Source organism: Acidithiobacillus ferrooxidans ATCC 23270 (assembly GCF_000021485.1).
Classification (GTDB): domain Bacteria; phylum Pseudomonadota; class Gammaproteobacteria; order Acidithiobacillales; family Acidithiobacillaceae; genus Acidithiobacillus; species Acidithiobacillus ferrooxidans.
Genome location: NC_011761.1, coordinates 207,535 through 219,420 on the forward strand (window position 1 = coordinate 207,535; position 11,886 = coordinate 219,420).

The 11,886-nt window shown below is 59.1% G+C and carries 10 protein-coding genes; 7 read left to right on the plus strand and 3 right to left on the minus strand.

Annotated features, from left to right (window positions below; genetic code table 11):
- Window positions 1-136 precede the first annotated feature (136 nt).
- The 7 genes from AFE_RS01075 to waaA all read left to right on the plus strand — a co-directional run bounded on the left by AFE_RS01075 (window position 137) and on the right by waaA (window position 7,602).
- On the plus strand, window positions 137-1,528 hold the full coding sequence (locus tag AFE_RS01075) for an ArnT family glycosyltransferase (protein WP_009568275.1): 1,392 nt from the start codon (window positions 137-139) through the stop codon (window positions 1,526-1,528).
- A gap of 77 nt (window positions 1,529-1,605) precedes the next feature.
- Window positions 1,606-2,829 (plus strand): O-antigen ligase family protein, encoded by a 1,224-nt coding sequence (locus AFE_RS01080; RefSeq protein WP_012536033.1) that lies wholly within the window; start codon window positions 1,606-1,608, stop codon window positions 2,827-2,829.
- A 42-nt stretch (window positions 2,830-2,871) separates the two neighbouring features.
- Window positions 2,872-3,825 (plus strand): glycosyltransferase family 2 protein, encoded by a 954-nt coding sequence (locus AFE_RS01085; protein WP_225487400.1) that lies wholly within the window; start codon window positions 2,872-2,874, stop codon window positions 3,823-3,825.
- Complete coding sequence (locus AFE_RS01090; protein ID WP_012606527.1) at window positions 3,826-4,623, plus strand: glycosyltransferase family 2 protein; 798 nt, start codon at window positions 3,826-3,828, stop codon at window positions 4,621-4,623. It begins immediately after the preceding gene.
- The gene (waaC, locus tag AFE_RS01095; RefSeq protein WP_012536036.1) at window positions 4,623-5,675 is read left to right on the plus strand and encodes a lipopolysaccharide heptosyltransferase I; all 1,053 of its coding nucleotides are present in this window, start codon (window positions 4,623-4,625) and stop codon (window positions 5,673-5,675) included. Before AFE_RS01090 ends, waaC begins: the two co-directional genes overlap by 1 nt.
- On the plus strand, window positions 5,672-6,352 hold the full coding sequence (locus AFE_RS01100) for a tyrosine-protein phosphatase (RefSeq protein WP_012536037.1): 681 nt from the start codon (window positions 5,672-5,674) through the stop codon (window positions 6,350-6,352). Before waaC ends, AFE_RS01100 begins: the two co-directional genes overlap by 4 nt.
- Window positions 6,349-7,602: a lipid IV(A) 3-deoxy-D-manno-octulosonic acid transferase gene (gene waaA, locus AFE_RS01105; RefSeq protein WP_012536038.1), complete on the plus strand. Its 1,254-nt coding sequence runs from the start codon at window positions 6,349-6,351 to the stop codon at window positions 7,600-7,602. The genes AFE_RS01100 and waaA overlap by 4 nt, the downstream gene beginning before the upstream one ends.
- Before the next feature lie 5 nt (window positions 7,603-7,607).
- On the opposite strand, the gene AFE_RS01110 is transcribed toward waaA, so the two are convergent.
- From AFE_RS01110 to ovoA, 3 genes are all read right to left on the minus strand, one after another.
- Window positions 7,608-8,516 (minus strand): lysophospholipid acyltransferase family protein, encoded by a 909-nt coding sequence (locus tag AFE_RS01110; protein WP_009566952.1) that lies wholly within the window; start codon window positions 8,514-8,516, stop codon window positions 7,608-7,610.
- A 100-nt stretch (window positions 8,517-8,616) separates the two neighbouring features.
- Window positions 8,617-9,774: a pyridoxal phosphate-dependent aminotransferase gene (locus tag AFE_RS01115; RefSeq protein ID WP_012536039.1), complete on the minus strand. Its 1,158-nt coding sequence runs from the start codon at window positions 9,772-9,774 to the stop codon at window positions 8,617-8,619.
- Window positions 9,771-11,879: a 5-histidylcysteine sulfoxide synthase gene (gene ovoA / locus AFE_RS01120; protein ID WP_009563113.1), complete on the minus strand. Its 2,109-nt coding sequence runs from the start codon at window positions 11,877-11,879 to the stop codon at window positions 9,771-9,773. Before ovoA ends, AFE_RS01115 begins: the two co-directional genes overlap by 4 nt.
- Between the last annotated feature and the right edge of the window lie 7 nt (window positions 11,880-11,886).

Genomic DNA, 11,886 nt, shown 5'->3' on the forward strand with positions numbered 1-11,886 from the left:
CTCTATACCGGCGTAGACCTGCCTTTGGCCGCTGAGACCGATGGAATGCCGCGCTGATGCCAGGTCCCGCCGATAAGGGGGCTCCAGCGACTCAGCAGGTGTTGCACATGCTTGCCACCCTGGGGTACCGGATCGAATGACCACAACGAACACCAGAAACTACTGGCTGCTTTTCGCTCTCGCCGCGGCCAGCTTCGTCTTTACCTTCCATAACGTTCAGTATACCGGTGAAGAAGCGGTTTATCCGCTCATGTCCTATGAAATGTGGTATCACGGCCATCTGCTCACCCCAGTCATGTACGGACAGGACTATTGGCGCCCGCCCCTGGATAATTGGCTCATCACCATGGTGTCCATGTGGATTGGCTGGTCTCACATGCTGGTTGCGGCACGATTGATCGCGGCTTTGGCGACGGTGGGTTCCGGACTGCTCGTGGGATGGTTCGCAGGAAGAATCTGGAAGGAAAGGAGGTTGGCTGCTTTCGCTGCCTTGGTGTATATCACCCTGGGGGACGTGCTCTTTTACGATGGCTGGCTGGCGTATAGTGACCCGCTGTTCGCCTTTTTCTGTTTGGCGGCCATGCTTCTCGGGTGGCTTGCGGTGATGGAGCGGCGTGTTGGCTTCTTCGCTATTGCCGTGCTGGCGTTGTCTTGTGCGTTTCTTACCAAGGCTCTGACCGTCTACGTATTTTACGGTGTGGCGGTATTGGTGGTGACCTACCGAACCCGTGGCTGGCGTTTTTTGTTTTCGTGGCCTTCCTGGGGCATACATCTTCTGGCGTTGGTGGTCCCCGTCCTCTGGTATGCCATGGCCCCTGCCGGCGGCACCATGGCCCATGGAATGTTCGACGACATCATCGGCAAGTTGCAGGGACAGGGATTGCTGGATTACCTGCATCAGTTTTTCGTCTTCCCTGCGCAGACTTTCGGGCAGTTGCTTCCGGTCGGAGGCGTCGTGTTATATGCCCTGTTGCGCCGTTATCCGATTTCCCGTATGAACGATCCGCAGGTGCGGACGGCTCTATGGATAGCGGGAGTGAATTACCTGCCCTATTGGCTATCGCCGCAAAGTGGGATCCGTTACCTGATGCCGCTCTATGGAATCGTGGCACTGGTGTTGGCGGGGTGGGTCGTTGATGCCGAAAAGACACGGCGTTTGGCCGTGAAGTGGATGATGGCAGCCATCCTTCTCAAGTATTTTTTCGCTCTATGGGCCTTTCCCGCGTATACCGATCGGTTCCGCCCGCATATCAGCGCCATAGCGCGGGATGTGCTCATGCAAACCCATGGGGCGCCCCTCTATGTTTCGAACGCTGCATGGGTAGGTATCGGCGTGACAGCCGACATTGATCTGGCGATAAGGCCGCATCCTCCACTGGTAACGCCGCCATCCAATTTGGCCAACGGCTTCGTCATCAGCTACCCTGGGGCGGTGCCGCCAGGCTATACCGTTGTGTCACGGTATCAGGGTGTGTGGCTGCTATGTCGCGGCACGGTTTGCGGCCAGAAGGACAGAAGCCATGAATGAACCACAAAAACGTAAAGATATGAATAAGAAAATGCGGCGGCCTATAATTGAATATAAACCGCGCTGACGCTACGCTTATGAAAGCACTTTTACAAAAAACCATGTTCCTGTTTTTTTGTCTGCCGATTTTTTTCTTTCCGTTAAGTACCGCGGCAGCGGGTATTAGTGGCGGTATCTTCGTACTGCTATATATCATGAGCGGGTACTGGAAAAACTTGGGGCAGATACCGACGCGCCCATGGTTCATACCGCTGACCCTGTTGATATTATGGACGTTGCTAGGCACCATTTGGAGCAGAGCGAACCCTCACGATACCTGGATAGCCATAAGTCGACTCGGATATTTCTTTTTTGCGTACGCAGGAACAACACTGCCTTGGAACAGAAGCAGGTTCCGGATGATTCCGGGTTTATTTCTGGCGGGATTGATATTGAACTGGATAGTCGGCCTATGTCAGTGGCTTGGAATATGGAAATGGAGTCCGTTGATTCCGAGGCTTGGCCCTGTCGGTTATGCCAATCATATTTTTCTCAGCATGACGCTGACCATGGCATTGCTATGGATAGCCTACGATATGCGGGATAGGGTTTTGTTACCGAGATGGGCAAACGCAATTCTCGCGGTAGCCTTCCTGCTGCAATTGGGCATGGGTGCCGGACGTACTGGTCAGTTGCTTTTCGTCATCCTCATGCCGCTTGCGGTATGGGTGTTATTCAGGGGGCAGTGGCGTTATTGGGCGTTGGGAGGTATTGCGCTGACAATAATTGGGATGGGAATGTCTCCCATTGTTCAACATCGAGTGCAAGAAGGATTGCAAAATTTACAAGTTGTCAGCAAGGGTGATTACGATACCAGTTGGGGACTGCGTGTTTTGATGGCCCAGGGCGCACTGTACATGGGTTTCCAGCATCCTATCCTGGGGGTTGGTACAGGCAATTACGCAAACGAGATGGCACAATTACAGAAAAATCATATTCTACCTGAGCTGCCATCTCCGTTGATCATGAGCCAGCCTCAAAACAGTTATCTCCTTGAACTGGCCATGCTAGGCATTCCCGGTCTGTTGCTGCTAGTGTGGTTCTTGTGGGCTGTAACGGCACCAGCATGGCGACTGAAGGCGGTTCCCGAAGGCTGGTTTGTTTTAATTTATATGGCGGTATTTATAGCTGGTAGTTTTTCTGACACATTGATTTGGGGGTATGCCAATGTGTTCTCGCTGGCGATACTGACCGCCTTGCCAATCCCCCTTGCCCAGGATGGCTTACATGGCGCGACTACCACTGACAATCGCTTCGCGTAGGGAGTACCAGCGGTGATATGCGGTGACAACAAGCCAGGGCATATGGCTATGAAATTTTGCGTTATTATTGTTAACTATAATGGCGTATCAAAAACACTTGACGCAATTTCTTCCTGTCTTGCGGAGGGCGTGTTGGCGCAACATTGTATCGTCATCGATAATGGTAGCGATGACGGGTCGGTGGAGGTGATTTCGCAACGGTTTCCCGACATCAAGATATTGGCGAACAGTTGTAATGCCGGCTTCGCCCGTGCGGTCAACCAGGGGTTGGCGGTCGCTGATCGTGATTTCGTCATGGTTCTGAATAATGACGCGCAACTATTATCGGGTACGCTGGAGGCTGTGACATGCTGTTTTCTGGCCTGGCCTCGAGCGGCCCTCGTGGGTGCCCGTCTGATTGATCCGGTCGGTCGTACACAAAATGTCGTGGCGGCATTGCCGCGATTCTGGCACGAAATATTGCCAAGGGCACTGCTCAAAAGAGTGGCACCAAAATACTTCGGTGGGCGTCTATCAGGGGAGCGTCAATCGGTAAATGTTCCCAGCCTGATCGGTGCAGCAATGACGGTACGCCGTTCTTTCTTGCCTCAATTGGGCATGTTGGACGAAGATTTCTTCTTTTATCTGGAAGAAACGGAATGGTGCGCACGTGCCCATCGTCTTGGATTCGACGTGGTGTTTTGTCCAGATGCCAGGGTAGAGCACGCCCTTGGTGGCACCGCCAGGAAATTTCAGGTAGGGTCGCGCATTGAATTTCAGCGCTCACGGTTGCTCTATGCCCGTAAGGTGGAGGGCCGCATTCCCTGGGTGGTTTTATCTTTGTGGATGCCAGTAAAAGCGGCAATTGACTTTCTTGCCAATGGAATAGCAATGGTGCTTACTCTCGGGCTTCTTCCTCGTCAGCGGAAACGTTGTTTGACCTACGGAGGAATACTGATGTGGCATCTTCTGTTCCGGCCAGCACACTGGGGCCTGCCGGGGAAGTGCGGTAAATAAATGAGTACTTCTTATGGAGATCGGGTGGCCGTGGCGGCTAGTGCTCTATCAGTCATTTATATTACCAGAGATGCCGGGCGGTTGCTGCGTGCATCGCTGGGCAGCGTAGCGCCGTTAGGTGCAGAAATTGTTCTGGTAGATAGTGGTTCTACGGATGATACGCTGGCCATCGCAACGGAAATGGGTGTAAAGATCATTCACAGGCCCTGGCCCGGCTTTGGTGCGCAGCGGCAGTTTGCCGTGGAGTCGGCGGAAAATGACTGGATACTGATGTTGGACGCGGATGAAATTTTGCGCGATCAGGCGCGTTCTGCCATTGTGGATGTGGTGCGGAATAGCGACCCTCATGTTGCTTATGCGCTAAGGCGTTATAATTACCTTCACGGCAAGGCCATACGCCACGGAGACTGGAGCCGGGATTATGTGGTGCGGCTTTTTAACCGACGCTATGGGCACTATCGTCCCGAGGATACGGTGCATGAAAGCTGGCATGGTCAGGGGGAGACGCGGCGTATGCAGGGATATATCCTGGACCATCATTCTTTTCCCAGCTATGCGGATATGCTGGATAAACTGCGCCTTTACGCCATCCTCAATGCCCAGCAGGTCCACCAGCACGGCAAAATGCTCCATGCTTACATGCCCATGACCCACGCGCTGGCGGCTTTTTGGCGCGGCTATTTCTGGCGCTTGGGATTTCTGGATGGTGTGGAGGGTGCCGCCATCGCGTGGACTACGGCACTGGGGGCATTCATGAAATATGCCATGGCGCTGGAACTCAGAGACCATAGTCAGTGATGAAGATTCTGCTACTGCGCCTCAGTTCCATGGGCGACGTGCTGCATACCCTGCCCGCGGTGACGGATATGTGGCAGGCCCGCCCGGATCTATGCTTACACTGGTTGGTTGAGCCCGCATTCGCGCCCATCGCCCAGTTGCATCCCGGGGTCACGCGGGTGATCCCCTTCTCTCTGCGCGTGCATAAAGAACGGTGGCGAGGCTTGGCGGCTGCGCTGCGGGACTTACGCCGGAGTCTACGGAGCGAGCGTTACGAGCACATTCTCGACGCCCAGGGCCTCTACAAAAGCGCCTTGCTGGGGCGTCTGGGTGGTTCGCCCCTGTGGGGTCTGGATGCCGCCAGCGCCCGCGAACCGGGTGCCAGCCGGCTTTATCATCGCCGGTTTCGCGTGGCCTGGGGACAGCCAGCCATCAGTCGGAATCGCCAGCTGTTCGCACAGGCTTTGGACTATCCCTTACCGGAAACGCCGTCAGATTATGGTTTGCAGGTGGCTGCCGCGCGCCTGCGTAAAGACACACTGGCGCAGCCTTGGGGTGAACTGGTGCAGCAGCCCTTTGTGCTGGGTTTTCACGGAACCTCGTGGGAGAACAAGGAGTGGCGGGAAGACTATTGGCGGGCATTGGCCACCCCCCTGAAGCAGGCGGGATTGCGCTTGTTGCTGCCCGCAGGCAGTGCGCGCGAGGCGGCGCGCGCCCGGCGCATTGCGGAACAAGCGGATAATGTGGTCGCCCTACCCCCCGCCACGTTGCTGGAGCTTGCCGCCTTGATCGTGCGGGCTGATGCCTATGTCGGTATGGATACAGGCCTTTCTTATCTGGCCGGTGCCCTGGGTCTGGCGGGGGTTACTTTGTACGGACCAACGGCCAGCGGGCGGTTTTCTGTGGCAGAGAGCCGTCAGGCCACCCTGCAAAGTTCCGAGCCTTGCTCTCCTTGCGGTAAATCCCGATGCGCGTTGCCGGAAGCGAAAAATGGCCTGATAGTCTGCCAGCAGTCCTTGCGCCCGGAGCAGGTCTGGACGGCCTTATCCCCTTTGCTGGAGCACCGATCATGAAAACCCCTCTGGTGCTCCTGCCAGACGAGCGCCGCCGCTATCGGCGCCATCAGTTCTGGACGGATCACGGCATTTTCCGCGAACTGTTTTATGCAAACTTTCACGAGATTGCGCCAGGGGTGTTTCGCTCGGCCCAGCCGTCGCCGGTCCAGTTACGGCACTGGCAGCAAAAGTATGGTCTCTGCACGGTATTGAACCTGCGTGCCCCGGCACCCCACGAACCCCATTACCGTCTGGAGCAGGAGGCTTGTGATGCCCTGGGCATGACGCACCTGACCCTGCACGGCTTCGGCTCCCGGGATCTGCCGGAACGCGACAAGTTGCTGGCGGGCATAGCGGTGCTGGATCAATTACCCCAACCTTTTTTGCTGCATTGCAAATCCGGCGCGGATCGGGCCGGTTTCATCAGCGTGCTCTATCTGCATCTGGTGCTGGGGATACCCCTCAGCGCGGCGCAGCGGCAACTGCGCTTGTGGCCTTTCGGTCATATCCGGCACGCCAATACCGGCATTCTCGACTGGTTTTTCGTCAATTACCACGATGCTGCCGCCTGCCAGCCCGGCTTGACCCTGCGTGCCTGGATCCAGGACGGGTATGATCGCGAGCACATCCTGAAAAACTTCCGGCCCTGGTATCGTCTGGACTGGCTGACCGACCGTATTTTGCACCGCGAATGATGAGTCGCCGCCTCTACGCCTTTCTGCTCTGGCTGCTCAGCCCTGTCGTCCTGGGTTTTACCCTCTGGCGAGCCTGGCGCCGGCCTGCCTACCGGGAGCGCTGGTGGGAGCGTTTCGGCTGGGGGCCGCGCCGTTCGGATCGGCCTATCTGGATTCATGCGGTGAGTGTGGGGGAGACCATCGCGGCGATCCCCCTGGTGCGGGCGTTGCAGGGACGTTATCCGGAGCTGCCCATTCTGATGACCAGCACAACGCCGACGGGTGCTGCTGTAGTCCGTCAGCGTTTGGGTACGGAGGTGCTGCAGCATTACCTGCCTTATGACCTGTCCGCGGCGGTCACACGCTTTTTGCGCCGCCAGCGGCCGCGCCTGGGGATTATCATGGAAACGGAGATCTGGCCCAATCTCTGTCATGCGGCCCGCCGCCAGGGCGTGCCCCTGATGCTGGCCAATGCCCGGCTCTCGCAGCGCTCACTTCGGGGTTATGCCCGTTTCCGGATGCTCTTTACCCCCGCATTGGCCAGCATGAGCGCTGTTGCGGCCCAGAGTTCGGAGGATGCGGCGGCTTTTCGCCGCCTGGGCGCAGAGCATGTGGTGGTGACCGGTAATATCAAATATGACCTGCCCGAACCCGTCGCCGCGCGGGAGCGGGGGGGGCAGTGGCGGCAGCGCTTCGCTGGGCGACCGGTCTGGGTATTCGCTTCTACGCATGCCGGTGAGGAGCAGATGGCGCTGGCGGCGCTGGAAGACTTGCAGCGCCAATGGCCGGATCTGCTGCTGGTGCTGATTCCGCGTCATCCCTCGCGGCGACTGGAGGTGATGGCACGGATGCAGGCAAAGGGGGTGTCCTTTGCCTTGCGCTCACGTGCCGAGGATGTGGGGGGGCATGCGGTTTTTCTGATAGATACACTGGGTGAGGTGATGGACTTCTACGCGGCGGCAGATGTGGTGACCATCGGTGGCAGTTTTGTGCCGGCGGGGGGGCATAATCCCCTGGAAGCTGCGGCACTGGCCCGGCCGGTTACCTTCGGCCCGCATATGGATAATTTTAAGGGCATCACCCAGGATTTGCTGGCGGCCAACGCCGCGGTTCAGGTGGTGGATGTCGAGGCCCTGGTAGCGCAGTTGGCTGCGTGGTTGACTACCCAGGGGCCAGCGACGGAGATGGGCGACCGTGCCCTGGCGTTTCTGCAGCAGCAGCGTGGTGCGCTGAGGCGTACTTTGTCCCTGCTGGATCATCTCGTTCCGTAAGTTTTTTAATAGGGATAGTCCCAGCCTTCCGGCTGATCCTTGAAACGACGGTGAACCCACCAATACTGTTCAGGGGCTTTACGGATGGCAGTCTCCAGTGCCGCATTCATCGCCGTGGCATCGGCTGTGGCATCCCCGCTCGGGAAGGATTCCGGCATGGGCACAATCTCGATATGAAAACCCTCACCACCCGGCAGCCGATAGGCGAAGAGTCCGAACACCGGGCTCCCGCGCCGCGCCGCCAGCCGGCCCAGCAAAGGTGTCGTGCAGGCAGGACGGCCGAAGAACGGGGCATAATCCCCTTCGCGCGGATCGACGTTCTGATCCGGAAGTATACCGATGGCCCTGCCCTGATGCAGCGCGTGGAGCAGGGGGCGGATACCTCCCTCCTTGGGGACCAATTGCGCACCACTGCGCCCGCGCCCGGCCACAATGCGTGTGTTGACAGCCGGGTTGCGGGTCTCCATGTAGAGTACGGTTACCGGCCAGCGCTGCCCGATGTAGAGCACCGCGGCTTCCCAGGCCCCGAGGTGCGCGGTGAAGAGAATCACCCCATGTCCTTTGGCTAGAGCGGCGTCCACCAGATCGTCCCCACGCACTTCGCGGATCAGGCCGAGGGCGCGGGGCAAGGGCCAGTACCACAGTGGTCCCAACTCCAGGGCCGCCTGGCCCAGTGCCCGGAAATGCGCGCGCCGCAGAGTATGCCGCTGGGCCAGACTCATCATGGGGAAAGCAATGGCGAGGTTGGTGTCCACCACTTTGCGCGCCCGGCTCATACTGAGCCGCACCAAATCACCGAGCATTGCACCGAGGGCTGCACGCCAGCGCTGCGGCAGGTAACCCGCCCCGCGCAGAATGCCCGCTGCCAGCGTGGCCACCGCTTTTTGCTTCAGGCTACCCTGCACCTCTGTCACTTTTCTCTGGTCTCCTCCGTTCGGTGGAACGTATTGTAGGGTAGGGCAAGCCGTTCCGATACCGTCGTCGGGGCGGTTGCCTGTGGAAAGTTTTCCCGGACTAGCGGTGCAAGGCCTGTCGCAACCGCCCCAGCCCTTCTTCCAGCATGCTTCGGGGGGTGGCAAAGTTCAGTCGCACGAAACCCTCGCCGCCCGATCCGAAACTGGGGCCGGGATTGAGGCCAAGACCCGCTTGCAGCAGACGCCGCGCCAGCGTCTCATCGTTGCCGTAATGATGCACGTCCAGCCAGGCGAGGTACCCGAACTCCGGTTGCCGATAGCCGACCTCGGGTAGCTCCCGCACCAGGTATTCGCTGATGAAACGGGCGTTGTCCGCCAGATAACCGCGCAATGCGGACTGCCATTCTGCGCCGCGGTGCCAGGCGCAGGTCATGGCGGTCAGGGCGAAGAGGTTGGTGTGCTGAATCTGACTGCGCCGGACTTCAGTCAGAAAGGTGCGACGCAGCCCGGCGTCGGGGATAACGCTGACCCCGCCACCCAGTCCCGCCAGATTGAAGCTTTTGCCGGCAGAGGTCAGGAGGATCGAGCGTGGGAAGCGACTGGGGAAAGGGCAGTGCGGATGCTGACTGAGGTCGGCATGGATTTCATCGCTGACCACCACGCAGCCGGCATCGGCGCAAAGTGTGCCCAGTCGTTGCAGTTCTTCCGCTGTCCAGACTCGCCCCACCGGGTTGTGGGGCGAGCAGAGGAGCAACAGTTTGGCCCGCTGGACGGCGATTTCCAGGGCATCCCAGTTCATGCGGTAATGGCCGGTGTCATCCGCGATCAGCGGAGCCAGCAGCAATTCCCGCCCGTTGTCCTCCACTGCAGTCATGAACGGCGGATAAATGGGAGGCATGACGATGATCGCCTCGCCCGGTCGGGTGAAGGCACGTACGGCTGCGTAAAGGGCGGGAACGACACCGCTGATGCAGGCGATCGCGTCGTTTTCCGGCCGCCAGTCATGGCGTCTGGCCAGCCAATCGGCGGCGGCCTGCAACATGGTCCCTTCATTGCCCGGATAACCGAAAACGGGATGATTCAGGCGTTCCTGCAAAGCGGCGATGACCGCGTCGGGTGCGGCGAAATCCATGTCCGCCACCCACATGGGCAGCACTTCGGCGCCAAAACGTTCTGCCGCACCATCCCATTTGAGGCATCCGGTTCCGCGTCGTGGAATGACCCTGTCGAAGTCGGCGCCGCCCCGTTCCGCGCTCATAAGCGTTCCCAGATGGTCACCTGCGCGATGCTGTGCTGATATTTGCGCGCCGTTTCGCGGATGACGAAGGGCAGATCCTGCGGGCTGCCATCGCGCAGACGGAATGGTCCGGACAAAATTTCCCGCAGGGCGTCGAAGGTGCTCAGATTCTCTCCATCTCGTTTGAAACCGCCGAGCCACTCCGACCGCGCGGTATATTCTTCCAACCAGGTGTAGGGCGACGTGATGACCAGTAAACCGCCGGGAAGGATGCGGTCGGCGATGTCCTCCAGAAATTTGCGGGGGTGGTGCAGACGGTCGATGAGGTTGGCCGCCACCACCAGATCATAATCCCGGTACAGGGGCTTCAGATTGCAGGCGTCGGCCTGAAAGAAGCGGACCCGGTTTGCAGCCCCGGTTAGCCCCAGGGTGGCGAGATCCGCCGTTTGATAGCTTTGCAGTTCACCCTCTTCGGTCAGGGTGTAGGAGAAGTGTCCGCGCTCGCGCAGTTGCACGCCTACGCTGATGAAGCGTGCCGAGAAGTCGAGGCCGGTGACCTCGGGGCAATGCCTTGCCAGTTCAAAACTACCGCGGCCTACGGCACAACCGATGTCCAGAGCGCGACGTAAAGGCCTGCCGGCCATAGCCTCCACCGCGATTCCCACGACCTTTGCCGCAAAATTGGCCACCCCATAGTATTCGCGCCCATAGTGAAATTCCGCATACTGGGAGACCAGGGCGTCACTCTCATAGACCGGTACCTCAGGCAGCGCATTGGGCGAGGCGACATAGCGGAATCCCGCATGCTGGAAGAAATGGCGGCGGAAGGCATAGCGGGCCTCCCGCTGCATTTCGTTGCCGAGACTGATGAATGAGCCGCCCTTGATGAGATTGTGCTGCTGGTCGAAGGTGGGCACCGTGAAGTCATCATAAACCGGATGCACCTCGAAACCGGGAAAGGGGTAGATGGGCGTCGCGGTCCATTGCCAGACGTTGCCGACCGCATCGTAGAAATCCCCTTGTCTGAATTGATCTACGGGGCAGGGCGAGCAGCCTGCGGCGAGTCCGATATTGCCAGGCACCGCATCATCCCAGGCATCACTGTCCGCCAGTCCGCTGAGGTCACGCAGACGCCGCCACTCATCCTCGCTGGGCAGACGCAGGCTCTGACGGGTCCCGGCCGATTTCCAGCGGCAGAAGGCGTCGGCTTCCAGCGCGTTCACCTCCACCGGCCAGTTCCACGGCATGGGGCGTTCCTCCGCGATCAGGCGCAGCCGCCAGGTGTCCTGATCCGGGACCCAGAAAGTCGGGTGCCGCGCCTGGCTGAAGCGGCGCCAGCGATCGCCCTCCGCGGTCCACCAGCGGCTGTCGCTGTAGCCATCCTGCTCCACGAAAGCCAGGAATTCCTGATTGCTCACCAAAAAGCGGGAGGCATGAAAGGGCTGTAGTGCCGCCTGATGAAGACCATATTCATTATCCCAGCCATAACGGGGATCAGCGCGTTCTTTGCCCAGACGGACGGCGCCACCCGCCACGGCCTGCAGGATGTTGTCCGGCGCGGCCCCCGCGGGGGTCCAGGGACGGAAGGCTTCCACGGGGCGGACGCGGGACAGGGGCAGTTGCCGCATGAGCACCGAACTGGTTTCCAGATGGATGTTTTCATGCTCAATCCCCATGAGGATCACCCACCACGGCGAATCCCAGGTGATGGGCAGGGACAGGGGCGTCTCGCCGATCAGGCCGTCCACCAGTTCCCGCACCCGCTGCCGGTACTGACGGACGTCATCGACGGAGGGCCAGTCATAATGGGTTTCGTCCAGGTCATCCCAGGACATTTCATCGACGCCGACCGCAAAAACGGACTCCAAACGTGGATCGAGGCGCCGTCCGATCAGGCCGGCCACCTGGAGCTTGTTTACATAGAAGGTGGCGCTATGGCCGAAATAGAAGATCAGGGGATGACGCAGGGGAATGGCCTTCTCATACCACGCCGCCGGTTCTGCCAGGTGATCGAAAAGCTGTTCATACAGCGAAAAAGTCTCGTGAAAGGTCCTGCGAATCTCTTCCCGCTTTTGCTCTGCATCCTCGCCATCGAGACGGAGCGCAGCGATACGTGTACGCGCCATGGATTCC

Excerpts from the sequence above, each read along its gene's own strand:
- AFE_RS01075 (WP_009568275.1), top strand. The coding sequence starts at position 137 with ATGACCACAACGAACACCAGAAACTACTGGCTGCTTTTCGCTCTCGCC.
- AFE_RS01080 (WP_012536033.1), top strand. The coding sequence starts at position 1,606 with ATGAAAGCACTTTTACAAAAAACCATGTTCCTGTTTTTTTGTCTGCCG.
- AFE_RS01085 (WP_225487400.1), top strand. The coding sequence starts at position 2,872 with ATGGCTATGAAATTTTGCGTTATTATTGTTAACTATAATGGCGTATCA.
- AFE_RS01090 (WP_012606527.1), top strand. The coding sequence starts at position 3,826 with ATGAGTACTTCTTATGGAGATCGGGTGGCCGTGGCGGCTAGTGCTCTA.
- waaC (WP_012536036.1), top strand. The coding sequence starts at position 4,623 with ATGAAGATTCTGCTACTGCGCCTCAGTTCCATGGGCGACGTGCTGCAT.
- AFE_RS01100 (WP_012536037.1), top strand. The coding sequence starts at position 5,672 with ATGAAAACCCCTCTGGTGCTCCTGCCAGACGAGCGCCGCCGCTATCGG.
- waaA (WP_012536038.1), top strand. The coding sequence starts at position 6,349 with ATGATGAGTCGCCGCCTCTACGCCTTTCTGCTCTGGCTGCTCAGCCCT.
- AFE_RS01115 (WP_012536039.1), bottom strand. The coding sequence starts at position 9,774 with ATGAGCGCGGAACGGGGCGGCGCCGACTTCGACAGGGTCATTCCACGA.
- ovoA (WP_009563113.1), bottom strand. The coding sequence starts at position 11,879 with ATGGCGCGTACACGTATCGCTGCGCTCCGTCTCGATGGCGAGGATGCA.